The organism is Afipia birgiae 34632, from assembly GCF_000308295.2.
GTDB classification, from domain to species: Bacteria; Pseudomonadota; Alphaproteobacteria; order Rhizobiales; family Xanthobacteraceae; genus Afipia; species Afipia birgiae.
Genome location: NZ_HG326652.1, coordinates 1496802 through 1517981 on the forward strand (window position 1 = coordinate 1496802; position 21180 = coordinate 1517981).

Consider the following 21180-nt stretch of genomic DNA (forward strand, 5'->3'; position numbering starts at 1 on the left):
GGTCCGGACAACCGAACCATACGTATGGCCCTCTCGCAAGGAATCAACCGCTGTTGCAACACGAGAACAGCAAGTCGCGGCTGTGTGAAAAACCGAACCCGCGGACAAAGCGAGCTTACGCCCTCTTCTTCACGTCCTTGATGCTCGAGAACACGATGCCCTCGGCGCGTTCGCGGGTGTAGCCGAGATAGAATTCGTTCTTGGCGAGAAACACCGGATCGCCATCGACGTCGTCGGCCACGCCGGAGTTGTTCGCCGACACGAACGCATCGAGCTTCTTGCGGTCGTCGGACGAAATCCAGCGTGCGAGCTGGAATTCGCTGATCTCGAAATCCACCGGTAACGAGTATTCAGCGTCGAGCCGCGCCTTCAGCACGTCGAGCTGCAGCGAGCCCACCACGCCGACCAGCGCAGGCGCGCCGTCGCGCGGACGGAACACCTGCACGACGCCCTCCTCCGACATCTGCTGCAATGCTTCCTTCAGCTTCTTGGCTTTCATCGCGTCGGTCAGACGCACGCGGCGCAGGATTTCCGGCGCAAACGATGGGACGCCGACGAAGGTGATGTCCTCGCCCTCGGTCAGCGTGTCGCCGATCCGCAGCGTGCCGTGATTGGGAATGCCGACCACGTCGCCGGCGAACGCCTCATCCGCGATGGCGCGATCCTGCGCGAAGAAGAACTGCGGAGACGACAGACTCATGTTCTTGCCGGTGCGGACCAGCTTGGCCTTCATGCCGCGCGTCAGCTTGCCCGAGCACAGCCGCGCAAACGCAATGCGGTCGCGATGGTTCGGGTCCATGTTCGCCTGGATCTTGAAAACGAAGGCGCTCATCTTCGGATCGTCGGCTTCGACCTTGCGCTTGTCGGCGTCCTGCGCGCGCGGCGGCGGCGCATAGCGGCCGAGGCCTTCGAGCAGATCGCCAACGCCGAAATTGCGCAAGGCGCTGCCGAAGAACACCGGGGTCAGATGACCCTCGCGAAATGCGTCAAGTTCGAACGGCTTGCAGGCTTCCGACACCAGTGCGAGTTCTTCCTCGATCGCAGCAGCGTCGAGATTGGCGTTGCGGCCGGCAAGCTCGGAAATTGCAATTTTCTCGGCCTGCCCGGTCTTCGCGCCGCCGCCCTCCAGCAGACGAACGCCGCCGGTCTGGATGTCATAGGTACCGAGGAAATCGCGCCCCCGTCCCACCGGCCATGTCAGCGGCGTGGTGTCGAGCGCCAGCGTCTTTTCGATTTCATCCATCAGATCGAACGGATCACGGCTTTCGCGGTCCATTTTGTTGATGAAGGTGATGATCGGAATGTCGCGCAGCCGACAGACTTCAAACAGTTTTCTCGTTCGCGCTTCGATGCCTTTCGCGGCGTCGATCACCATGACGGCGGAGTCGACCGCGGTCAGTGTGCGATAGGTGTCTTCCGAGAAGTCCTCGTGGCCCGGCGTATCGAGCAGATTGAACACGAGATTCTGGAATTCGAAGGTCATCACCGAGGTGACGACGGAGATGCCGCGCTCGCGTTCGATCTTCATCCAGTCCGAGCGCGTGTTGCGCCGCTCGCCCTTGGCCTTGACCTGACCCGCCAGATTGATCGCGCCGCCGAACAGCAACAGCTTTTCGGTGAGCGTGGTCTTGCCGGCGTCAGGATGCGAGATGATCGCGAATGTGCGCCGGCGCGCCACTTCTTCGGCAAGCGGCGTCAGCGAGGCAGACTCGGCGGCGATGGCGGTGTCGGTGTCGGACATGATGCGAGCGTGTCGCAAAGAAACGCGGCAGGATCAAGGGTAATTGAACTATATGCACTTGCATCTTCTTTACCGCTCAGCCATATCTGGGCGGCGAGGACAACCTCGATTCACTCACATCTCCGCAGGGACGGCCCTGTTGTGGAAGGAGTTAGCCATGGCATGGTCAATGCTGTTCATCGCGGGTTTGCTGGAGATCGGCTGGGCCATCGGGCTCAAGTATACCGATGGTTTCACAAAGCTGATGCCATCGGTTCTAACCATCATCAGCATGATCGCCAGCGTCATCCTGCTCGGCCTGTCGCTCAAGACGTTGCCTGTCGGCACCGCCTATGCGGTCTGGACCGGTATCGGCACGGTCGGAACCGCCGTCCTCGGCATCTGGCTGCTGGGCGACCCGGCGACCACCCTCCGCATCGTCTGCATCGGGCTGATCGTCGCGGGAATCGTTGGACTCAAGATCGTCGCGTAAGCGTAGATCAGCGCCAGCCCGCCAGCGTCACACCATAGTACGTCGCGGCTGCAACCAGCGCAGACGCAGGGATGGTAAAGATCCAGGCCACGACGATCGAACTGGCCACATTCCATCGTACGGCGGACAGCCGTCGTGCAGCGCCAACACCGACAATCGCACCGGTGATGGTGTGAGTGGTCGAGACCGGCACGCCAAGGAATGTTGCTGCGAACAAGGTCGCCGCCCCGCCCGTCTCGGCGCAAAACCCCTGCATCGGATTGAGTTTGGTGATTCGCAATCCCATGGTGCGCACGATGCGCCAACCGCCCATCAGCGTCCCGAGCGCCATCGCGGCCTGACACGAAATCACCACCCAGAACGGAACGCTGAACTCTCCCCCGAGGTATCCCTGCGAGTAAAGCAGCACCGCGATGATGCCCATGGTCTTCTGCGCATCATTGCCGCCATGGCCAAGCGAATACAGCGAGGCCGAAACGAACTGCAGAATCCGGAAAGCACGATCGACCGCAAAGGGCGTCGATCGCACCGCGGCCCATGACACAATCGCCGTCAGGAGCAGCGCGAGCAGGAAGCCGACGAATGGCGAGAGCACGATCGCGAGCAGTGTTTTCGACAGGCCGCTCCAGACCATGACGGAGAATCCTGCCTTGGCGATACCAGCACCCAGCAATCCGCCAATCAGCGCATGCGAACTACTGGACGGCATTCCGAGCGCCCATGTGATCAGGTTCCACATGATCGCGCCGATCAAGGCTGCAAAGATCACCTGGGCATCGATCACTCCGGGGTGGATGATGCCGGTGCCGATGGTCTGCGCGACATGCAGGCCGAACACGGCGAAAGCGATGAAATTGAAGAACGCCGCCCACGCAACGGCATATTGCGGCCGCAGCACGCGGGTCGAAACGATGGTGGCGATGGAATTGGCGGCATCGTGCAGGCCATTCAGAAAATCGAACAGCAGCGCGACACCGATCAACCCGACCAGGATAGGGAAAGCGAGCGAGGCATCCACGATGCGATCCTGACCTTAAACCTGTTCGATCACGATACTGTTGATCTCGTTCGCGACGTCGTCGAAGCGGTCGGCGACCTTCTCGAGATGCTTGTAGATTTCTGCGCCGACGACGAAATCCATCGCGCTGCCACCGCGGTGCTTGAGGAACAGCTCCTTCAGGCCGATGTCGTTGAGATCGTCGACGCGGCCTTCCAGCCGGGTGATTTCCTCGGTGAGCGCCGTCAGCGTCGTGACGTTCTCGCCCATGGCCTGCATCAGCGGCACTGCTCGCCCGACCAGATTCGCACACTGCACGAGGATGCTGCCGATCTCGCGCATCGGCGGCTCGAAGGTCCGCACCTCGAACAGCATCACCGCCTTGGCGGTCTGCTGCATCTGGTCGATGGCATCGTCCATCGCGGTGATCAGGTTCTTGATATCGCCGCGATCGAACGGTGTGATGAAGGTCCGGCGGACCGCGGTCAGAACTTCCCGCGTGATCTGGTCGGCGTCGTTCTCGAACTGGTTGACACGCTGGCAGTAGACCGGGGTCTCCTCGCCGCCGCGCATCATTCCCTCGAGCGCCTCGGCGCCCTGCACCACCGATTGGGAATGCCGGGCGAACAGGTCGAAAAACCGCTCCTCCCGAGGCAGCAGTTTACGAAACCAGCCAAGCATCGATCTTTCTCCGGCATAACAGAATGCGTCACATATCTGTCATAACCCGTTTCACAAACCAACAGGCAGCTACCGGCGCAAAAGCGCCGGTCATCCACCGTTTTGTCGGAACGAGAAGGACCGTAGAATCCGGCAGTTACAGCGATCGCTTGAAGAAATGGGCGATTTCACCGATGATTCCGCGGCGGAAGGTCAGCACGCAGATCACGAAGATCGCGCCCTGGATCACGGTGACCCACTGTCCGAAGCCGGCCAGGTACTGCTGCATGGCGATGATGACGAAGGCGCCGACCACCGGTCCGAACACGGTGCCGAGGCCGCCGACCAGCGTCATCAGCACGACTTCGCCGGACATGGTCCAGTGCACGTCGGTCAATGAGGCGTTCTGCGCCACGAACACCTTCACCGCACCCGCCAGACCCGCCAGCGTGCCGGACAGGATGAACGCCAGCAGCTTGTACTGGTCGGTCTTGTAGCCCAGCGAGATCGCGCGCTGCTCGTTCTCGCGGATCGATTTCAGCACCTCGCCGAACGGCGAGTTGATGGCGCGGTAGATCAGCAGGAAGCCGAGCAGGAAGATCGCCAGCACCACGTAATAGAGCGTGGTCGGCTTCGACAGGTCGAACACACCGAACATCATGCCCTGCGGAATGCCCTGGATGCCGTCTTCGCCGTGGGTGAAGGGCGTCTGCAGGTAGATAAAGAACAGCAACTGCGACAGCGCCAGCGTGATCATCGCGAAGTAGATGCCCTGGCGGCGGATCGCGATCAGTCCCGTTATGACGCTGAGCGCGGCAGCGGCGGCAACGCCGAGGATAATGCCGATCTCGGGCGACACGCCCCAGACCTTCAGCGCATGGGCGGTGACATAACCGGCGGTGCCGAGGAACATCGCGTGGCCGAATGACAGCAGGCCGCTGTAGCCGATCAGCAGGTTGAAGGCGCAGGCGAACAGCGCAAAGCACAGCGCCTGCATCACGAAATAGGGATACAGCCCCGTCAGCGGCACAATCGCCAGCAAGATCGTCATGACGGCGAACGCGATCATTTCGTCGCTGGTGCGGCCCTTCACGGGAACGGCGTTGTCGGTAATCGTGGTCATGTCAGTTCGCCCGCCCCGTCAGTCCAGTCGGCTTTACGAGGAGCACCAGCACCATCAGCACGAAAACCACGGTGTTGGACGCCTCGGGATAAAAATACTTGGTCAGGCCTTCGATCACGCCGAGCGCGAAGCCGGTGATGATCGAGCCCATGATCGAGCCCATGCCGCCGATCACAACCACCGCGAACACCACGATGATCAGGTCCGCGCCCATCAGCGGCCGCACCTGATTGATCGGAGCCGAGAGCACGCCGGCCAGCGCGGCGAGACCGACGCCAAGACCGTAGGTCAGCGTGATCATGCGCGGCACGTTGATGCCGAAGGCGCGCACCAGCGTCGGATTCTCGGTGGCGGCGCGCAGGTAAGCGCCGAGCCGCGTGCGCTCGATCAGGTACCAGGTGGCAATACAGATCACGAGCGAGAAGATGACGACCCAGCCGCGATAGATCGGCAGGTACATGAAGCCGAGATTGACGCCGCCCTTGAGAATATCGGGAATGGCATAGGGCAATCCGGACGATCCGAAGTAGTTCTGGAACACGCCCTGGATCACCAGCGCCATGCCGAACGTCAGCAGCAATCCGTAGAGATGGTCGAGGCCGGTCAGCCACTGCAGCATCGTGCGCTCCAGCAGGATGCCGAAGCCGCCGACGATCACCGGCGCCAGGATCAGCGCCCACCAGTAGTTGATGCCGGCCAGATTCAGCAGGAAGTACGCAACGAACGCACCCATCATATAAAGCGCGCCGTGCGCAAAATTGATGATGTTGAGCATTCCGAAGATCACGGCCAGCCCAAGGCTCAGCAGCGCGTAAAACGAGCCGTTGATCAATCCAACCAAAAGCTGGGCGTAGAGAGCTTGCATCGTATCGTTTCTTTCGCGCGCGATTGAAGGCGGTCTTGAGAGAATGCCCGGCGGCGTCAAGCCGCCGGGCGATAGGTTGTTACTTCTTCACCAGCGAGCAAGCGCTTTCCGAGAGAGGCCGGAAGGCCTGCTCGGCAGGCGTGGTGCCAACCAGCTTGTAATAGTCCCACGGTCCCTTGGACTCGGAAGGCTTCTTCACCTCGAAGAGATAAGCCGGATGGATCTTGCGTCCGTTCGGCTGAATTTCACCCTTTCCGAACAGCGGATCATCGGTCTTGATTTCCTTCATCTTGGCGACGACCTTGGCGCCATCGTGCGGATTGCCGCCCATGGCTTCGAGCGCCTTGAAGTAATGCATGAGGCCCGAATAAACGCCGGCCTGCACCATGGTGGGCATCTGCTTGTTCTTCATGCGCTCGGAAAAGCGCTTGGAGAATGCGCGGGTCTGGTCGTTCAGATCCCAGTAGAACGTCTCGGTGAAGTTCAGGCCCTGCGCAACATTCAGACCGAGCGAGTTGACGTCGCTGATGAACATCAGCAGGCCGGCCAGCCGCTGGCCGCCCTTGACGATGCCGAATTCAGCCGCCTGCTTGATCGAGTTCGTGGTGTCGCCGCCTGCGTTGGCCAGGCCGACGATCTTCGCCTTCGAGGCCTGCGCCTGCAGCAGGAACGACGAGAAGTCGGACGAGTTCAACGGATGCTTGACGCTGCCGAGAATTTTACCGCCAGCCTTTGTGACGGCCGCGGTGGTGTCGCGCTCAAGCGCCGCACCGAATGCATAGTCGGCGGTGAGGAAGAACCAGCTGTCGCCGCCCGCCTTCACCAGCGCATTGCCGGTGCTGTTGGCCAGCATGTAGGTGTCGTAGACCCAGTGCACGACGTTCGGCGAGCACTGCGCGTTGGTCAGATCCGACGATGCCGCGCCGGAGTTGATCATGATGGCATTCTTTTCGGTGACGACGTTCTTGACCGCGAGCGCGACGCCCGAGTTCAACACGTCGACGACGACGTCGACCTTCTCGACATCGATCCATTGCCGGGTCGTCGTGGTACCGACGTCAGGCTTGTTCTGATGGTCGGCGGCGATGACGTCGACCTTCCAGCCCTTTTTGGTGAGGCCCGAATCCTCGATGGCCATCTGCGCAGCGAGCGTCGAACCCGGCCCGCCCACGTCGGCGTAAAGGCCCGACATATCGGTCAGGTTTCCGATCTTGACGGTTTTGTCCTGCGCGAAAGCGCTGGTCCCCGCACCGATCATCAGCGCGGTGCTCAGCATAAGTGCCGAAATCGTGTTCTTCATTATCTTCCCTCCTGGATGCCGCTCTATCGGCGGCGTTTGCCGTTTCCCTTGAAGTAAGTTGCGTCTTTACACACCGAGATAGGTGTGGAGCTTCTCCATGTTGGCCTGGAGTTCCGAGTTTGCGAAGGTGTCGATGATCTTGCCGTGCTCGACGATGTAGAATCTGTCCGCGACGGTCGAGGCGAAGCGGAAGTTTTGCTCGACCAGCAGGATGGTGAACCCCTCCGCCTTGAGCCGCGCAATCATCTTGCCGATCTGCTGGATAATGACCGGCGCCAGACCTTCGGTCGGCTCGTCCAGCATCAGGAAGCGCGCGCCGGTGCGCAGGATGCGTGCAATCGCCAGCATCTGCTGTTCGCCGCCGGACAGCTTGGTGCCCTGGCTGCCGAGGCGTTCCTTGAGATTGGGAAACAGCTCGAAGATCTGGTCGAGGGTCATGCCGCCGCTGCGGATGATCGGCGGCAGCAGCAGGTTTTCCTTGACGTCGAGGCTGGCAAAAATGCCGCGCTCCTCGGGACAGAACGCAACGCCGAGGCGTGCGATCTTCTCCGCCGGCAGCCGGATCAGATCCTTGCCTTCGAATGACACCGAGCCGGTGCGCTTGCCGATGATGCCCATGATCGACTTGAGCGTCGATGTCTTGCCGGCGCCGTTGCGGCCGAGCAACGTCACGACCTCTCCCTGACGAACCTCGAAGTTCATGCCGTGAAGGATGTGGGATTCGCCGTACCACGCCTCGAGATTCTTGACGTCGAGAACCGGCGAGCCTGCAACGTTATTCATGGCCGGCTCCCAGATAGGCTTCCTTGACCCGTGGATCCTTGGTGAGGGTTGCGTAGTTGCCTTCCGCGAGCACCTTGCCGCGCGTCAAAACAGTAATGGTGTCGGACAGGTTGGCGACGACGTTCAGATTATGTTCGACCATCAGGATCGTGTACTTCTGCGAAATGCGCTTGATCAGCGCAGCGACCTTGTCGATGTCCTCGTGGCCCATGCCGGCCATCGGCTCGTCCAGCAGCATCATTTCCGGATCGAGCGCCAGCGTGGTGGCGATTTCCAGCGCGCGCTTGCGGCCGTACGGCATCTCCACCGCAGGCGTATTGGCGAAGTCGCTCAGGCCGACGTCCTCGAGCAGTTCCCGCGCGCGGCCGTTGAAGCGGTCGAGCACCGATTTGGAGCGCCAGAAATCGAACGAGGAGCCGTGCTGGCGCTGCAGCGCGACCCGCACGTTTTCCAGCGCCGTGAGATGCGGGAACACCGCCGAAATCTGGAACGACCGGACCAGGCCCAGCCGCGCCACATCGGCCGGCGCCATCGCGGTGATATCCTGCCCCTTATAGAGAATCTGCCCGCGCGACGGCTTCAGGAATTTGGTCAGCAAATTGAAGCATGTCGTCTTCCCGGCCCCGTTCGGACCGATCAGCGCATGAATTGTCCCGCGGCGAACCTTCAGATTGACGTCGCTGACGGCCACAAAGCCCGCAAACTCCTTCGTCAACCCAGAGGTTTCAAGAATGAACTCATCAGACAAGCAAATTCCCCCTGTCAGCCTTCACGCAAGCCGTTCCGCGTGTGACCGTTTTTTGCGCCGCCCCTTGCGCTGTCGACCCCGGCAACTGGGCCGGAATATGTATCGGATCGTTAGTGTTGCGCAAGCCGCAATGCTGCCCACTCGATTATGCGTAGCCTGCAAATTCCATAATGTCCATTGATGCCTAGGGCTAAGCCGGCTGCCCGACAGAAGCCGTGAAACGGCTTGTTAAGCCTAATATCCGGCCGGGTTCCCCCTTCATCAAAAATTTCGACCAAAGGCCGATGATTGCTGGCAAGGACTGTCCACAACTCCGCGTCGGGACGTCGGTCATGGAATTCGATAGCGCTAGTCCGGCCATTGTGAAGTCGATCAAGCAGCGTGAGCTCTTGAACTGTTGGCTGCGGTTGTATGCCCGGCACGACCGGCTGCCAAAATTTGAAGACTATCTGCCAGAGCGCATCGCCGACGAAGTGGACGACCTGGTCTACTATACCGTGCACGGCACGGGAGACAGGCCACGGTTCACGATCGAAAGCGAAGGCAGCCGTATGTCGAGCGCCTATGGCACCAGCGGCAAGGGCCGTTATCTCGACGAGTATGTCGGCGCCAAGCTCGAGCCGGTCGTCATGCCCATTTATTTTGAGTGCGTCCGGCGACGGCTGCCAACCTACACCATCTCAAAGGTCAGCGACCTCTACGGTCGCATGGTCGACTACGAACGGCTGTTGATGCCGTTTTCCGACGGCACCGGCGTCAACCGCATCCTCGCCTCATTGAAAGCAATCAGTGATGACGGCGGCTTCGAAATCAGAAACCTGATGCGCGGCAACGACGTTCTGCCGGTCCCCGTTCTGCGGTCCGTGATCGATCGTGATCTGTTTCACAAACTGCCCGGCCGCATCGCGCCAGGCGACACGATCGAGTTCGTTTAGCGAACCGGACACCTCACACAGCGTCAATGATCACGCTGTCGCGCGGACCTTCTCCATCGCCTCGCCGAGTTCGATTGGATGCGCCATCGCTTCGTGAAGCTTTTTCTTGTCGAGTTCGCCTTCCCACCGGCTGATGACCACGGTCGCGACGCCGTTGCCGATCAGGTTGGTGAGCGCCCGGCACTCGCTCATGAACTTGTCGATACCGACGAGAATAGCGAGCGACGCAATCGGAATATCCGGCACGATCGCAAGCGTAGCCGCCAGCGTGATAAAGCCTGCACCCGTGACGCCTGATGCACCTTTCGAGGTGATGATGGCGACACCGAGAATACCAAGCTCCTGCCAGATCGTCAGATTAGTGTTCGTCGCCTGCGCAAGGAACAGTGTCGCCAGCGTCATGTAGATGTTGGTGCCGTCGAGATTGAAGCTGTAGCCGGTCGGGATCACGAGACCGACCACGCCGCGCGACGCGCCGAGCCGCTCCATTTTCGTGATCATGTTGGGCAGCACAGTCTCCGACGAACTTGTGCCAAGTACAATCAGAAGCTCATCCTTGATGTAGGCGATGAATCGCAGGATCGAGAATCCCGCAACCCGCGCGATGCCGCCGAGCACCAGCAGGACAAAGAGCATGCTGGTCAGATAGAAGGTGCCGATCAGCGCCACCAGATTCCACAACGCACCGAGTCCGTAGGCGCCGACGGTGAAAGCCATCGCGCCGAATGCGCCGATCGGCGCTGCACGCACAATGATGCGGATCACGCCGAAGAAGACTTTCGCGGCCATATCGATGGCATGCGCGATCGGCTCGCCGGCCGGTCCCATAAAGGCAATCGCGAAGCCGGACAGGATCGACACCAGCAACACCTGCAACAGATCGCCATTCGACAGAGCGCCGATGAAACTGTTGGGAATGATCGCCATCAGGTGCGCGACGATCCCCTCCTCACTCGCCTTGTGGACGTAAGTCGCGACCGCCTTCGGATCGAGCGTTGCCGGATCGATGTTGAAGCCGCTGCCTGGCTGGACGATTTCGCCAACGAGAAGGCCGACGAGCAATGCAATCGTCGAGACGACTTCGAAATACAGCAGCGCCTTGAGGCCCACGCGGCCCACGCGCTTGAGATCTCCCATCGAGGAAATGCCGTGCACGACCGTGCAGAAAATGACGGGCGCGATCATCATCTTGATCAGCGAGATGAAGCCGTCGCCAAGCGGCTTCAGAGCCTTGCCCGTGCCGGGGTAGAAATGCCCGATCAGGATGCCGAGCGCGATGGCGATCAGCACCTGAATGTAAAGAATGGTGTACCAGGGCGATCGCGTTGAGGCAGGGACTGACGGCGCGGTTGTGACTGTCATGGCGGCACCCTGAAGGAGGACGAACGGTAAAATCGCACGCCCGCGGAGCCTGCGCCAGAACGCCGCACCCCTTCAAGAAGAATCCGCCTATCGGCGGTATTTTACAGGCTGTTCCTTCCAGAGCCTGAAACTTGACCATCGGGAAAATTGCGGGGGACCACTATCTGATCACGGCCGCGTAGATGTCGGGCTTGAAGCCAACCAGCAGCTTGCCGCCGATCTCCAGAACCGGGCGCTTGATCATCGAAGGCTGTGCGAGCATCAGCGCCATCGCCTTTTTCTCGGTGAGGCTGGTCTTGTCGGCGTCCGGTAATTTCCGGAACGTCGTACCGGCCCGGTTCAGCAGTGTCTCCCAGCCCACGACCTTGCTCCAGCGCGCGAGCCATTCCTTGTCGACGCCCTCGGTTTTGTAATCGTGAAAGTTGTAGTCGACGCCGTGCTTGTCGAGCCATGCGCGGGCTTTCTTCATTGTGTCGCAGTTCTTGATACCGTAGATGGTGATGGACAAATTCAATTCCTCGCATGTCTGAATCAGGATTTAGCGCTGCAGCGGCCAGCGCGCGAGATGAATGTGCTTTCCCCGGCCGACAAGACTGTGCACGAGAACGAAATCGGTCACGGTCCAGCCAAATGCTTCAATCGGATGCTCGTCGACAAGCCGCCTGTCGTAAAGCAGCGTCATGTGCGGCGTGAAATGCGGTCTCTCCCATCGCCCCAATCCGGCCCTTGTCATCGCTTCGCCAACGGCGCGATGAAGTGCCGACAGCGCGACAATGTCCCTGCCCGCCCGCAGCACAAGCGGCCTCGCCATTCTTTTGTTGGTGAAGCTCAAGGCGCGATCGAAGGTGATCTCGAACGGCGGCATGGAGACATCCAGCGCCACCGTACAAACAGCCTCGACGAGGTTCTGAGGCAGGCCGTTGTACGCGCCGAGATAGTGCAGCGTGACATGGAGCCTGCGCGGCGAAAGAGCTTCACCCCTCAGTCTGTGACTGTAACGAAGCTGCTGAACCAGGTCGCTGATGCGATCAGCGATAGCCGCCGGTGGAACGAGGGCCAGGAACAATCCATCGGTCAACTCAGGAAGCTTGGGTGGTTCAAACCCTTGAAAAACAAGCTGTTCGGGCATGATCTGAACCTCGTTACGCAATAGAACAAACAGAGAACACTCTTCCAGACAGGCCGGAGATGCAAGCGGCCTTTTCAATCTTGACGGCCGGGCCGCCAAATCGTACTTAAGCATCTACTTAAATACAGGTTGAACCATGCCAGCAGACGCCCTCGACATGACCTTCAAGGCCCTCGCTGATCCGACACGGCGGGCAATCCTCGCCCGCCTCGCGCTCGGCGAAACCTCCGTGCAGGAACTGGCGAAGCCGTTCGACATGAGCCTCCCTGCGGTTTCCCAGCACCTGAAAGTTTTGGAAACCGCCGGCCTCGTCACGCGCGGGCGCACTGCCCAGTGGCGACCTTGCCGCCTGGAACCGAGGGCGCTGAAGGAAGCGACCGAATGGCTCGATCAGTATCGGCGGTTCTGGGAGGAGAGCTTTGGCAAGCTCGATCTGTATTTGAAAGACATCCAGTCAAAGGAAACAGACACATGACGGCGACAACTCTCAAGGTCAGGGCAAGTACACCGGCCGATCAGCCCACCATCACCATGGAACGCGAATTCGACGCTCCGCCGGACGTGCTGTTCCGCGCCTTCTCCGACACCGAGGCTCTCAAGATTTGGTACGGCCCGAACGGCTTCACGATCACGGTGCTCGCGAGGGACTTTCGCGTCGGCGGCCTGTTTCGCTTCACCATGCACGGCCCGGACGGAACGGATTATCCGAACCGCATCGCGTATCGCGAAATCTTGCCGGGCGAACGCCTCGCCTATCGGCACGACTCGGACATCGACAACGATCCGAACGCTTTCGAGGTCGCTGTCACGTTCGAAGCGCTGGGCGCGAGCCGCACGCTCCTGACGATGCATTCGATCTTCCCGTCGGTCGACGCCCGAAATGCCGTTATGAAGTTCGGCGCGGTCGAACTCGGTATGCAGACGCTCGAGAAGCTGGCTGCGTATGTGAAGGGATAATCTCACCCGCATAGACGACAATATCTGAGCGAAACGCCGCTAGTGGATCGACGAATCTGCCTTACAGTAAGGCGGTATTTCGCTCGGACGGGACGATGGAATTTACCGCGCTGTTTCTCGCCGCCACGATCACGATGCTCGTCGCATGGCGCGGCTCGCGATCGCTGACACTCGCCTTGTCCGCCGTCCTGCTCATCGCGTGTGTCGCGACCTATCTCCATCACGCGACCGATACCCTGAAGCTGTCGTTCTGAGGCACATCACATGACCCCGGAACGCGCCGTCGCCCTGAACGCACTCAGTCTCTACGGTGTCGCGGCCGTACTCGCTGCCGCCTTCGCCGCACAGTTCGTGCTGAACGAACTTCCCTGCCCGCTCTGCCTGCTTCAGCGCATCATGTTCACGGCGCTGGCCATCGGGCCGATCCTGAACATCCGCTTCGGACCGCGGCCCAGCCATTACGCACTATCGCTGCTGGCAGCTCTCATCGGCGCGATGGTCTCGACGCGTCAGATTCTGCTGCACATCATGCCGGGGGAAGCCGGCTACGGTTCGGCATTGCGCGGCTATCACTATTATACGTGGGCGCTGCTGGGCTTTATCGCGGCAATCGCCCTGCTCTCGATCATCCTGCTGTTCGACAGGCAATTCGACGGCGGCCGCGCTCACCCTCCCGCATCAGCGTTCGCGCGCACGGCAGTGTGGCTTGTGATCGGCCTGACGGCGTTGAATGTCGTCTCGGCGCTGCTGGAATGCGGGTTCGGCGCGTGCGCCGATAACCCCGTTGTTTACGAGCTGCTCAAACGCTAACGCTGCTCGCATCAGCGTTTGAAGCAAATGCCAGCGACTACTTCTCGACCTGAGACACGTCGCGAACGGCGCCGCGCGAGGCGTTGGTGGTCAGCGCCGCGTAAGCGCGCAACGCAGGTGACACCACGCGATTGCGGTCGACCGGCTTCCAGGCTGCATTGCCCTTGGCTTCCATTGCCGCGCGCCGCGCCGCCAGCACGGCGTCGTCGAGCTCGACGCTGATGATGCGGTTCGGAATGTCGATCAGGATCGGATCGCCCGTCTCCACCAGCCCGATCAGCCCGCCCTCGGCGGCCTCCGGCGAAACGTGACCGATCGAGAGACCCGAGCTTCCGCCCGAGAACCGGCCGTCGGTGACCAGCGCGCAAACCTTGCCGAGCCCTTTCGACTTCAGATAGCTGGTCGGATAGAGCATTTCCTGCATGCCGGGGCCGCCCTTCGGCCCTTCGTAGCGCACCACAACCACGTCGCCCGCCTTGACCTTGTTGCCAAGGATGCCGGAGACCGCGTCGTCCTGGCTTTCAAAGACATGCGCCTTGCCGCGGAAGGTGAGGATCGATTCATCCACACCGGCGGTTTTCACGATGCAGCCTTCCGGCGCGATGTTGCCGAACAGCACCGCAAGTCCGCCGTCCTTCGAGAACGGATGATCCGCCGAGCGGATCACGCCCTTCTCGCGATCAGTGTCGAGTTCATCCCAACGCTCTGACTGGCTGAAAGCCACCTGCGTCGGCACACCACCGGGCGCTGCGCGGAAGAAGTTGCGTACGGATTCGCTGTTGGTGCGTCCGATATCCCAGCGGTTGAGCGCATCGGCCATCGTCGGCGCATGCACGGTCGGCAAGCTGGTATCGATCAGTTTAGCCCGTTCAAGTTCGCCGAGAATGGCCATGACGCCACCGGCGCGGTGAACGTCTTCCATGTGAACATCGCTCTTGGCGGGCGCGACCTTGCAAAGACACGGCACCCGCCGCGACAGCCGGTCGATGTCGGCGATGGTGAAATCGATTTCGCCTTCCTGCGCGGCGGCCAGCAGATGCAGCACGGTGTTGGTCGATCCGCCCATGGCGATATCGAGGCTCATCGCATTCTCGAACGCCGCGAAGTTGGCGATATTGCGCGGCAGCGCCGTCGCGTCGTCCTGCTCGTACCAGCGGCGCGCGAGATCGACCACCACATGACCCGCCTCGCGGAACAACCGTTCGCGATCGGCATGGGTCGCCAGCACCGATCCATTGCCCGGCAGCGACAGGCCCAGTGCCTCGGTCAGACAGTTCATCGAGTTTGCGGTGAACATACCCGAGCAAGAACCGCAGGTCGGACACGCCGAGCGCTCGACCGCCGCGACTTCCTGGTCGGTGTAGCTGTCGTCGGCCGCAACGATCATCGCGTCGATCAGATCGACCGAGCGCTTGGTGCCCTTCACCACGACCTTGCCGGCTTCCATCGGTCCGCCCGAGACGAAGACGGTCGGGATGTTGAGCCGCATCGCCGCCATCAGCATGCCGGGCGTGATCTTGTCGCAGTTGGAAATGCACACCAGCGCGTCGGCGCAATGCGCGTTGACCATGTACTCGACGGCATCTGCAATCAGCTCTCGGCTCGGCAGCGAATAGAGCATGCCGCTGTGGCCCATCGCGATGCCGTCATCGACCGCGATGGTGTTGAACTCCTTGGCGACGCCGCCCGCGGATTCGATTTCGCCCGCAACGAGCTGCCCGAGATCCTTCAGATGGACGTGCCCCGGCACGAACTGGGTGAAGCTGTTGGCGATGGCGATGATCGGCTTGCCGAAATCCGCGTCCTTCATGCCCGTCGCGCGCCAAAGGCCGCGGGCACCGGCCATGTTGCGGCCGTGGGTGGAGGTTCTGGAGCGGTATGCCGGCATGATTGTTCCCTCTTGATTGGAACAGTTCCAATAAGGGGGTTCAATGGCTCTGTAAAATATATTATTCAGAAGGAACTAGGTCGCGGAAAGTATCACAATGGACGTCCGTCAGCTCAGGCATTTCGCGGCCGTGGCCGATACGCTGCATTTCGGCCGGGCCGCCGAGCGGCTCGGCATGACCCAGCCGCCGCTCAGCCAATCGATCATGACGCTGGAGCGCGAACTCGGCGCGCCGCTGTTCGTGCGGACCAAACGCAGCGTCGCGCTGACACCGTTCGGCGCGCAGTGGCTGACCCATGTCCGCGCCGCGCTCGACGGCGTGAAGGCCCTGCCCGAGATTGCGCAACAGTTGCGCGACGGCACCGCCGGCCATCTGGCGCTCTCGTTCGTCAGCACCGCGGACTACAGCATCCTGCCGCTGTTGGTGCGCCGTTACGCCTCGCTTTATCCGAACGTCGAAATCTCACTGACCGAAGCGACCAGCAACGTACAGATCGCCAACCTGCTCGAAGGCCATGGCCATGTCGGTCTGGTCATCCCGCCACCGAACGCCGCGCTGCCCAGACAACTCTCTTATCTGCCGCTTGTGACTGAACCGCTGGTCGCGGCCGTGCCGGAAAGCTGGATCACCGACGGGACGCTGTCGTTGTCGGCGGACCGGCTCGCGCCTGACTCGGTGGTGAGTGCACCGCTCATCATCTTTCCCCGGCAGAGCGCCCCTGCCTTCCATGATCTCGTGACCGGTTACTACACGGCGCATGGCGGACAGGCGCGGATCGCGCAGGAAGCGATCCAGATGCAAACCATCATTAGTCTTGTTTCCGCCGGAATGGGCATCGCGCTCGTGCCTGCGTCGCTACGCAACCTCGCCCGTACCGGCGTCAATTACGTCGATCTGGCAGGCACCGCACCGATCCTTGAGACCGGGATCACGTGGCGCACCGGCGACACCACGCCGACCATCGAACGCTTCGTGAGCATCGCGCGGGAGATGGCGAACGGCCTCAAGTGAGTGGCTGCGGGAAATCTATTCGATCCACAACTTTAGATTGACCTCTGCGCCGTGATGAGTTCTTCTGGTAGCCTGCGGCGAAACCCACAAGTCGTCCGCAAACGTTCGAAGTCTTTGCGTTTCGGGGGTGCGCATGGGGCAGTTCGGATTTCGGCGAGGGCTGGCAGCACTCGCGGGCGCGATAATCGCATCGTGGGGAGCGACAAGCCCCTGCATCGCGCAAGCACCGGCCTTACGTATCGACGAAGCGTTGCAAAACATCACGACATTGGCCCGGCCCGGTCGTGTGGGTTACGCAACGTTCTGGGACGGCAACAAGTACATTCAATGCAGACGTATTTCGGACCGTAGCCTCCGCTGCGAAGCGGCGGGAACGTCGATGCAGCCTTCCCTGAAAAGCGTGCTGACCGGCGATCGTTTGACCCGGCTCGCAGCGCTCGGCTGGACGCTCGATCCCAGCTTCGGAAATCACGTGCAGATATTCCCCGCAGATCTGCCGACGGACCGCGCAGCGGATCATGTTGTGCGGGCGCTGGCTGAAGCTTATGCCGCGAACGTCAATGATCTGGATGTTGCTACCAGTTGGGTGAACGATACCGCCTGCCCGCCCCGCAACGGTCCCTCGCAGAATCTCGCCGGGAGTGTGAACGATGCACCATCCATGCGCGCAACAGCGGTGCGGACATGCTTCTACACACCACCGGCCACGACACAGCAGACAGCGAGTTCAGCGGCAGAGCTGGTTGGTATCTATGGCGTGAGTACAACCGCCGAAATCCAGCGATTGCGGATCAATGCCACGCGACGCGTCTATGCCGTGTTCGACGCAGGCATCGGCTACATACAGTGCGCTCCGGAAGTCCCGCCTGTTGCGATCTACTGTGAAGCTCAGTCGGCGGAAAGCTGGGCGGCGCTGACAACAGTTCTCACGCCTGAGCGCGTCGCACGATTACACAGCGCCGGATATGCCGATCCGGGCCGTGCTCCGAACTACTCGAAGAGCTATGCCTTCAACAAATACAAGGATGCCGATATCGCGAGCGAAATCCTGATTCTGCTGCACGAGTCTTATGGTTATACCGGCGCGACCAAGCTCAAGATTACGACGGAGTAGTATCAGTGCGCGGCGACGCTTGACTATATCACCTGTGTCCCGCGATAGCGCGCGAACACGCGCTCCCCGTCAGCCGAGAACAGAACGACGTCGTAAGCCTCGGGCGGAGTTCCCGCGACTTCCATCCCCGGAGAACCGATCGGCATACCGCCGACGGCCAGGCCTTTCGCTTGCGGCCGCTCAGCAAGCAGGCGCTTGATCGCATCGGCCGGCACATGTCCTTCGATAGCGTAGCCGCCGATTTCCGCCGTGTGACAGGAGGAAAGCTCCACAGGCACGCCGAGCTTCGTCTTGAGTGGCACAAGATTGGCAACTTCGATTTCATCGACTGAAAAGCCCGCAGCCTTCACATGGGCGACCCAACCGCCGCAACAGCCGCAGGTCGGGTCGCGATGGACGGTCATCTTCGGAAGAGTCTCGGCTGCAACCGAATAACGCGACAGCACGAGCGCTGCAGCCGCCGGTAACGCTCCCACCAATACCGCGCGCCGTGTCGAGATCGTCATCAATTCATCCTTATTGCCGTGGGCTCGCGCCCCGGAGACATTGTTATCCTATCATCGGGAGGATTACCGCGAACGATCGATATCATCCAATCACGGATTGGTTAGCCGCTATCGCGACGTCGGCTCGCTGGACCGTTCCAGATTTACCGGCCGGATATCAGCTTCAGCCATGGTGTCAAATGAAAGGCGCTCATCAGCCCGTACATCGCGGCCATGCTACTCAGCGGTGAAGCACCGTGCGAGCAAAGGATCGCCGGCGCACCTTCACCAAGAACACCCGTCAGCAGCGCCATGATCGCGAAGGTCGGCGCGGCCGCGAGGCTCAACCACTCGGCTGCCCGGAACGCGCCTGCGTTCCCGCGCACCGGCCCGCCGTCGGGCGCATCTGAACAGGTCGCCCTCATGTTTTCGCGCCGCTATCTTTATTCCGGAACGCCTCTTCTCCGGCGTCGGATACGGCAACCCACTTCGGGTCCGGCGCGGCGCCGGGAACGTAACTGTCGTTCCAGTTCCACCACTTGTAGGGCCGTTCCTGCGGATAACCTTGCGGCGAGTCCTCCCACTCCTCCTGACGCCCGAGCGCGGTCATGTCGAGATAGCTCCAGACGGTGCCCATCGCCTCGTCGCCGCGCGTGTTGATCAAGTAGGTGCGGAAGATGCGTTCGCCGTCGCGGATGAAGGCGTTGTGGCCGTGCCATTCATCGACGCCGAAGTCGGCATCGAAGCTATCGGTGATCGTGACCCACGGGATTTTCTCCCAACCCATTCGCGCCTTCAGGCGCGCAATGTCCGCCTGCGGTGCGCGCGAGGCGTATACGAGGGTCGTGTCGCGCGCGTTCAGATGGACGAGGTTGCTGACCTGATCGGCGCCCAGCGAACAGCCGATGCAGGCATGTTCCGGCCAGCCGTGCACGCCGGGCTCGAAGAACGCGCGATAGACAATCAATTGGCGGCGGCCATCGAACAGATCGAGCAGGCTCACTTTTCCGTTCGGCCCGCCGAACGTGTATGTCTTTTCCACGGCCATCCATGGCATCCGCCGCCGTTCGGCGGCCAGCGCATCACGGGCCCGCGTCTGGGCCTTCTCCTTGACGAGAAGCTGCTCGCGCGCCGCTTCCCATTCCGCTCGCGAAACGATTTGATGCTGCATGGTGAGCCTCCTGTTTGTTCGGATGCGTTGGCGTTAAGACAAAGATATCCCGTCGCGCGGCACGGTCAGCCGTTCGATTTCCCCGTCACAGCTTGCCGCTGGTTAGTGCAACTTTTTCTGAGCGATTTGTTCCCCGGCAACTACGCCGATGTTGGGGACACACTTCTTCCAGCCGTCGCCCATGCTCCTGAAAGCGGTATCGTTCCTCGGGAGCACGAAGCCGGAATGGACAACGCGAAGGCGCGTTCCATTTTCAACTTTCGACAGTGTGAAGGTCGCGACCGTGTCCAGCACCGCACCATATCCGGCGTTGTCCCTGTGTCCGCTTTTCCAGGCATAGGCGAGCCGCTCGTTCGGCACGGCTTCCAGCACCTCGCAATGAATGACACCGTCCCACGCACCGGCCGGCGTCGTCTGAAACGTAAAGCGCTTGCCCTTCACAGCCTCGAATCCGGTCGGCGTCATCAGCCATCGGCCGATCAGTTCGCCCGTTGTCAACGCCTTCCAGATCGTCTCCGGCGCATGTGGCAAGACTTCGTCGACAACGATGTCTTGCGTGTCGGATTTCAACGCGGCGTCGCTCATGGATCGATCTCCTTGAGAAGGGTTCTGAGATTGGCGAACCGCTCGCGCCAAAAGACGCCGTAGTGGCTCATCCAGTCGACAAGCGGCGCAAGGCCCTCGGGCTCCGCGCGATAGAACACCTTGCGGCCTTCGGGGCGCTCGGCGACCAGGCCTGCCTGCTTCAATGACTTGAGGTGCTGGGAGATGGCGCCCTGCGTGACGCCGCTCCCCTTCGTCAGTTCCGCTACAGTGATCTCGTCGGAACCGACAATCCGCTCGAACACGGCGCGCCGCGTGGGGTCGGCAAGCGTGCGCATGACGGCGTCGATGGTGTGTGTCTGCATCATGCAAACACGTTAGTCATTACTAATTCATTAGTCAATGCTAATTATTCAACTTTGATCTCTTCTCTGAGCTCGGACACCGATGGTTGCGGTCAAACATCCTCATCGAGGATGGACCGTCCGCTCAATCGAAAGGATGGTAGCGCCAGAAGCCTGACAGCCATGCTGATCGCAAAGCTGGCATCGTTTAGTAGGTGGTGCCCTGCTGCGCGCTGTGAGTTTAGGACTCGTCGCGATAGATTTTGCGGATCGCTAATATTCCGGTAATGCGAAAGTGGATTCCGGAAATCCATGAGGCGTCGAAGGTCCGCGGCATCCGCCTCAGTAATGGTCTGATGAAAAATACAGCGTTCGAGTGTGTCTTTGAACTTGATGCGATGAGGAAGAGGCTCGCCACCGAGCATTAGTTCAAGATGGGCAGCAAGAAGATGTTCTGCGAGGCCTTGGCATAACATCACAGTTGCTATGTAGTTTCCGTGGACAAAGCTGGTTCGAGCTTCGCTCCACGCGTTGTATGTCGTTTCCCCGCCGGGCATAAGCGTTCCACCCGGGCCAAGGGCAGCGGAAAGATCTGTTAGCTGACGAAACCGAGCTAACCTACCAGGCAGGTCGTCATGCAGATCGGCCAGCAGCAAGCGGAGCAGGTCGACGTCATTGATGTCGTCGAAGATATCCGTTTGGTGAGGTTCGCCGCCTATTCCCACTCGATTGTTTTTGTCC

Annotated in this window: 26 protein-coding genes; 8 read left to right on the top strand and 18 right to left on the bottom strand. The window is 60.8% G+C overall.

Going from position 1 to position 21180, the window contains the following annotated elements; genetic code table 11:
- Nucleotides 1–115: 115 nt before the first annotated feature.
- Nucleotides 116–1741, bottom strand: coding sequence for a peptide chain release factor 3 (locus BN32_RS07210; RefSeq protein ID WP_019197463.1), 1626 nt, complete (start codon nt 1739–1741; stop codon nt 116–118).
- A 157-nt stretch (nt 1742–1898) separates the two neighbouring features.
- Between BN32_RS07210 and sugE the strand changes: the two genes are divergently transcribed.
- The gene (gene sugE, locus BN32_RS07215) at nt 1899–2213 is read left to right on the top strand and encodes a quaternary ammonium compound efflux SMR transporter SugE (protein WP_040425545.1); all 315 of its coding nucleotides are present in this window, start codon (nt 1899–1901) and stop codon (nt 2211–2213) included.
- A gap of 7 nt (nt 2214–2220) precedes the next feature.
- On the opposite strand, the gene BN32_RS07220 is transcribed toward sugE, so the two are convergent.
- The 7 genes from BN32_RS07220 to BN32_RS07250 all read right to left on the bottom strand — a co-directional run bounded on the left by BN32_RS07220 (nt 2221) and on the right by BN32_RS07250 (nt 8689).
- Nucleotides 2221–3231 (bottom strand): inorganic phosphate transporter, encoded by a 1011-nt coding sequence (locus BN32_RS07220; protein ID WP_019197465.1) that lies wholly within the window; start codon nt 3229–3231, stop codon nt 2221–2223.
- A gap of 15 nt (nt 3232–3246) precedes the next feature.
- Nucleotides 3247–3891 carry a DUF47 domain-containing protein gene (locus BN32_RS07225; protein WP_019197466.1) on the bottom strand — a complete coding sequence of 215 codons (645 nt, stop codon included), beginning with the start codon at nt 3889–3891 and terminating at the stop codon, nt 3247–3249.
- Between the two features lie 136 nt (nt 3892–4027).
- On the bottom strand, nt 4028–4993 hold the full coding sequence (locus tag BN32_RS07230) for a branched-chain amino acid ABC transporter permease (protein ID WP_019197467.1): 966 nt from the start codon (nt 4991–4993) through the stop codon (nt 4028–4030).
- 1 nt (nt 4994) lies between these two features.
- The gene (locus BN32_RS07235; protein ID WP_019197468.1) at nt 4995–5858 is read right to left on the bottom strand and encodes a branched-chain amino acid ABC transporter permease; all 864 of its coding nucleotides are present in this window, start codon (nt 5856–5858) and stop codon (nt 4995–4997) included.
- 79 nt (nt 5859–5937) lie between these two features.
- Nucleotides 5938–7158 (bottom strand): ABC transporter substrate-binding protein, encoded by a 1221-nt coding sequence (locus BN32_RS07240; protein WP_019197469.1) that lies wholly within the window; start codon nt 7156–7158, stop codon nt 5938–5940.
- 66 nt (nt 7159–7224) lie between these two features.
- Nucleotides 7225–7941 carry an ABC transporter ATP-binding protein gene (locus BN32_RS07245; RefSeq protein WP_019197470.1) on the bottom strand — a complete coding sequence of 239 codons (717 nt, stop codon included), beginning with the start codon at nt 7939–7941 and terminating at the stop codon, nt 7225–7227.
- Nucleotides 7934–8689, bottom strand: coding sequence for an ABC transporter ATP-binding protein (locus tag BN32_RS07250; RefSeq protein WP_019197471.1), 756 nt, complete (start codon nt 8687–8689; stop codon nt 7934–7936). Before BN32_RS07250 ends, BN32_RS07245 begins: the two co-directional genes overlap by 8 nt.
- A 332-nt stretch (nt 8690–9021) precedes the next feature.
- Between BN32_RS07250 and BN32_RS07255 the strand changes: the two genes are divergently transcribed.
- On the top strand, nt 9022–9624 hold the full coding sequence (locus BN32_RS07255) for a PAS domain-containing protein (protein ID WP_040426101.1): 603 nt from the start codon (nt 9022–9024) through the stop codon (nt 9622–9624).
- Nucleotides 9625–9654: 30 nt separating this feature from the next.
- On the opposite strand, the gene BN32_RS07260 is transcribed toward BN32_RS07255, so the two are convergent.
- From BN32_RS07260 to thpR, 3 genes are all read right to left on the bottom strand, one after another.
- Nucleotides 9655–10986, bottom strand: a complete 1332-nt coding sequence (locus tag BN32_RS07260; protein WP_019197473.1) for a dicarboxylate/amino acid:cation symporter — start codon at nt 10984–10986, stop codon at nt 9655–9657.
- Between the two features lie 160 nt (nt 10987–11146).
- Nucleotides 11147–11494, bottom strand: a complete 348-nt coding sequence (locus BN32_RS07265) for an ArsC family reductase (RefSeq protein ID WP_019197474.1) — start codon at nt 11492–11494, stop codon at nt 11147–11149.
- 30 nt (nt 11495–11524) lie between these two features.
- Complete coding sequence (gene thpR, locus BN32_RS07270) at nt 11525–12115, bottom strand: RNA 2',3'-cyclic phosphodiesterase (protein ID WP_019197475.1); 591 nt, start codon at nt 12113–12115, stop codon at nt 11525–11527.
- Nucleotides 12116–12251: 136 nt separating this feature from the next.
- Here thpR and BN32_RS07275 point away from each other — a divergent pair, with 136 nt between their 5' ends.
- From BN32_RS07275 to BN32_RS07285, 4 genes are all read left to right on the top strand, one after another.
- Nucleotides 12252–12590: an ArsR/SmtB family transcription factor gene (locus BN32_RS07275; RefSeq protein WP_019197476.1), complete on the top strand. Its 339-nt coding sequence runs from the start codon at nt 12252–12254 to the stop codon at nt 12588–12590.
- Nucleotides 12587–13072 (top strand): SRPBCC family protein, encoded by a 486-nt coding sequence (locus BN32_RS07280; protein ID WP_019197477.1) that lies wholly within the window; start codon nt 12587–12589, stop codon nt 13070–13072. Before BN32_RS07275 ends, BN32_RS07280 begins: the two co-directional genes overlap by 4 nt.
- Nucleotides 13073–13167: 95 nt before the next feature.
- Nucleotides 13168–13326, top strand: coding sequence for a DUF5993 family protein (locus tag BN32_RS27240; RefSeq protein ID WP_019197478.1), 159 nt, complete (start codon nt 13168–13170; stop codon nt 13324–13326).
- A gap of 10 nt (nt 13327–13336) precedes the next feature.
- Nucleotides 13337–13882, top strand: a complete 546-nt coding sequence (locus tag BN32_RS07285; protein ID WP_019197479.1) for a disulfide bond formation protein B — start codon at nt 13337–13339, stop codon at nt 13880–13882.
- 37 nt (nt 13883–13919) lie between these two features.
- Here BN32_RS07285 and ilvD read toward each other — a convergent pair whose 3' ends face one another.
- Nucleotides 13920–15770, bottom strand: a complete 1851-nt coding sequence (ilvD, locus tag BN32_RS07290; RefSeq protein WP_040425546.1) for a dihydroxy-acid dehydratase — start codon at nt 15768–15770, stop codon at nt 13920–13922.
- Nucleotides 15771–15867: 97 nt separating this feature from the next.
- Between ilvD and BN32_RS07295 the strand changes: the two genes are divergently transcribed.
- Entirely contained in the window at nt 15868–16782 is a 915-nt protein-coding gene (locus BN32_RS07295) for a LysR family transcriptional regulator (RefSeq protein WP_019197481.1), read from the top strand.
- A 133-nt stretch (nt 16783–16915) separates the two neighbouring features.
- On the top strand, nt 16916–17896 hold the full coding sequence (locus BN32_RS07300; RefSeq protein ID WP_040425547.1) for a TY-Chap domain-containing protein: 981 nt from the start codon (nt 16916–16918) through the stop codon (nt 17894–17896).
- A 23-nt stretch (nt 17897–17919) separates the two neighbouring features.
- Here BN32_RS07300 and BN32_RS07305 read toward each other — a convergent pair whose 3' ends face one another.
- The 6 genes from BN32_RS07305 to BN32_RS26035 all read right to left on the bottom strand — a co-directional run bounded on the left by BN32_RS07305 (nt 17920) and on the right by BN32_RS26035 (nt 21164).
- Nucleotides 17920–18402 carry a DUF411 domain-containing protein gene (locus BN32_RS07305; RefSeq protein ID WP_019197483.1) on the bottom strand — a complete coding sequence of 161 codons (483 nt, stop codon included), beginning with the start codon at nt 18400–18402 and terminating at the stop codon, nt 17920–17922.
- Nucleotides 18403–18545: 143 nt separating this feature from the next.
- On the bottom strand, nt 18546–18806 hold the full coding sequence (locus tag BN32_RS07310) for a hypothetical protein (protein WP_019197484.1): 261 nt from the start codon (nt 18804–18806) through the stop codon (nt 18546–18548).
- Complete coding sequence (locus BN32_RS07315) at nt 18803–19552, bottom strand: DUF899 domain-containing protein (RefSeq protein WP_019197485.1); 750 nt, start codon at nt 19550–19552, stop codon at nt 18803–18805. Before BN32_RS07315 ends, BN32_RS07310 begins: the two co-directional genes overlap by 4 nt.
- A 102-nt stretch (nt 19553–19654) precedes the next feature.
- On the bottom strand, nt 19655–20137 hold the full coding sequence (locus BN32_RS07320) for an SRPBCC family protein (RefSeq protein WP_019197486.1): 483 nt from the start codon (nt 20135–20137) through the stop codon (nt 19655–19657).
- Entirely contained in the window at nt 20134–20463 is a 330-nt protein-coding gene (locus BN32_RS07325; RefSeq protein WP_019197487.1) for an ArsR/SmtB family transcription factor, read from the bottom strand. The genes BN32_RS07320 and BN32_RS07325 overlap by 4 nt, the downstream gene beginning before the upstream one ends.
- Nucleotides 20464–20552: 89 nt before the next feature.
- On the bottom strand, nt 20553–21164 hold the full coding sequence (locus BN32_RS26035) for a hypothetical protein (RefSeq protein WP_244438156.1): 612 nt from the start codon (nt 21162–21164) through the stop codon (nt 20553–20555).
- Nucleotides 21165–21180: the final 16 nt, after the last annotated feature.

Excerpts from the sequence above, each read along its gene's own strand:
- BN32_RS07210 (WP_019197463.1), bottom strand. The coding sequence starts at position 1,741 with ATGTCCGACACCGACACCGCCATCGCCGCCGAGTCTGCCTCGCTGACG.
- sugE (WP_040425545.1), top strand. The coding sequence starts at position 1,899 with ATGGCATGGTCAATGCTGTTCATCGCGGGTTTGCTGGAGATCGGCTGG.
- BN32_RS07225 (WP_019197466.1), bottom strand. The coding sequence starts at position 3,891 with ATGCTTGGCTGGTTTCGTAAACTGCTGCCTCGGGAGGAGCGGTTTTTC.
- BN32_RS07230 (WP_019197467.1), bottom strand. The coding sequence starts at position 4,993 with ATGACCACGATTACCGACAACGCCGTTCCCGTGAAGGGCCGCACCAGC.
- BN32_RS07235 (WP_019197468.1), bottom strand. The coding sequence starts at position 5,858 with ATGCAAGCTCTCTACGCCCAGCTTTTGGTTGGATTGATCAACGGCTCG.
- BN32_RS07240 (WP_019197469.1), bottom strand. The coding sequence starts at position 7,158 with ATGAAGAACACGATTTCGGCACTTATGCTGAGCACCGCGCTGATGATC.
- BN32_RS07245 (WP_019197470.1), bottom strand. The coding sequence starts at position 7,941 with ATGAATAACGTTGCAGGCTCGCCGGTTCTCGACGTCAAGAATCTCGAG.
- BN32_RS07255 (WP_040426101.1), top strand. The coding sequence starts at position 9,022 with ATGGAATTCGATAGCGCTAGTCCGGCCATTGTGAAGTCGATCAAGCAG.
- BN32_RS07260 (WP_019197473.1), bottom strand. The coding sequence starts at position 10,986 with ATGACAGTCACAACCGCGCCGTCAGTCCCTGCCTCAACGCGATCGCCC.
- thpR (WP_019197475.1), bottom strand. The coding sequence starts at position 12,115 with ATGCCCGAACAGCTTGTTTTTCAAGGGTTTGAACCACCCAAGCTTCCT.
- BN32_RS07275 (WP_019197476.1), top strand. The coding sequence starts at position 12,252 with ATGCCAGCAGACGCCCTCGACATGACCTTCAAGGCCCTCGCTGATCCG.
- BN32_RS07280 (WP_019197477.1), top strand. The coding sequence starts at position 12,587 with ATGACGGCGACAACTCTCAAGGTCAGGGCAAGTACACCGGCCGATCAG.
- BN32_RS27240 (WP_019197478.1), top strand. The coding sequence starts at position 13,168 with ATGGAATTTACCGCGCTGTTTCTCGCCGCCACGATCACGATGCTCGTC.
- BN32_RS07285 (WP_019197479.1), top strand. The coding sequence starts at position 13,337 with ATGACCCCGGAACGCGCCGTCGCCCTGAACGCACTCAGTCTCTACGGT.
- ilvD (WP_040425546.1), bottom strand. The coding sequence starts at position 15,770 with ATGCCGGCATACCGCTCCAGAACCTCCACCCACGGCCGCAACATGGCC.
- BN32_RS07295 (WP_019197481.1), top strand. The coding sequence starts at position 15,868 with ATGGACGTCCGTCAGCTCAGGCATTTCGCGGCCGTGGCCGATACGCTG.
- BN32_RS07300 (WP_040425547.1), top strand. The coding sequence starts at position 16,916 with ATGGGGCAGTTCGGATTTCGGCGAGGGCTGGCAGCACTCGCGGGCGCG.
- BN32_RS07305 (WP_019197483.1), bottom strand. The coding sequence starts at position 18,402 with ATGACGATCTCGACACGGCGCGCGGTATTGGTGGGAGCGTTACCGGCG.
- BN32_RS07310 (WP_019197484.1), bottom strand. The coding sequence starts at position 18,806 with ATGAGGGCGACCTGTTCAGATGCGCCCGACGGCGGGCCGGTGCGCGGG.
- BN32_RS07315 (WP_019197485.1), bottom strand. The coding sequence starts at position 19,552 with ATGCAGCATCAAATCGTTTCGCGAGCGGAATGGGAAGCGGCGCGCGAG.
- BN32_RS07320 (WP_019197486.1), bottom strand. The coding sequence starts at position 20,137 with ATGAGCGACGCCGCGTTGAAATCCGACACGCAAGACATCGTTGTCGAC.
- BN32_RS07325 (WP_019197487.1), bottom strand. The coding sequence starts at position 20,463 with ATGATGCAGACACACACCATCGACGCCGTCATGCGCACGCTTGCCGAC.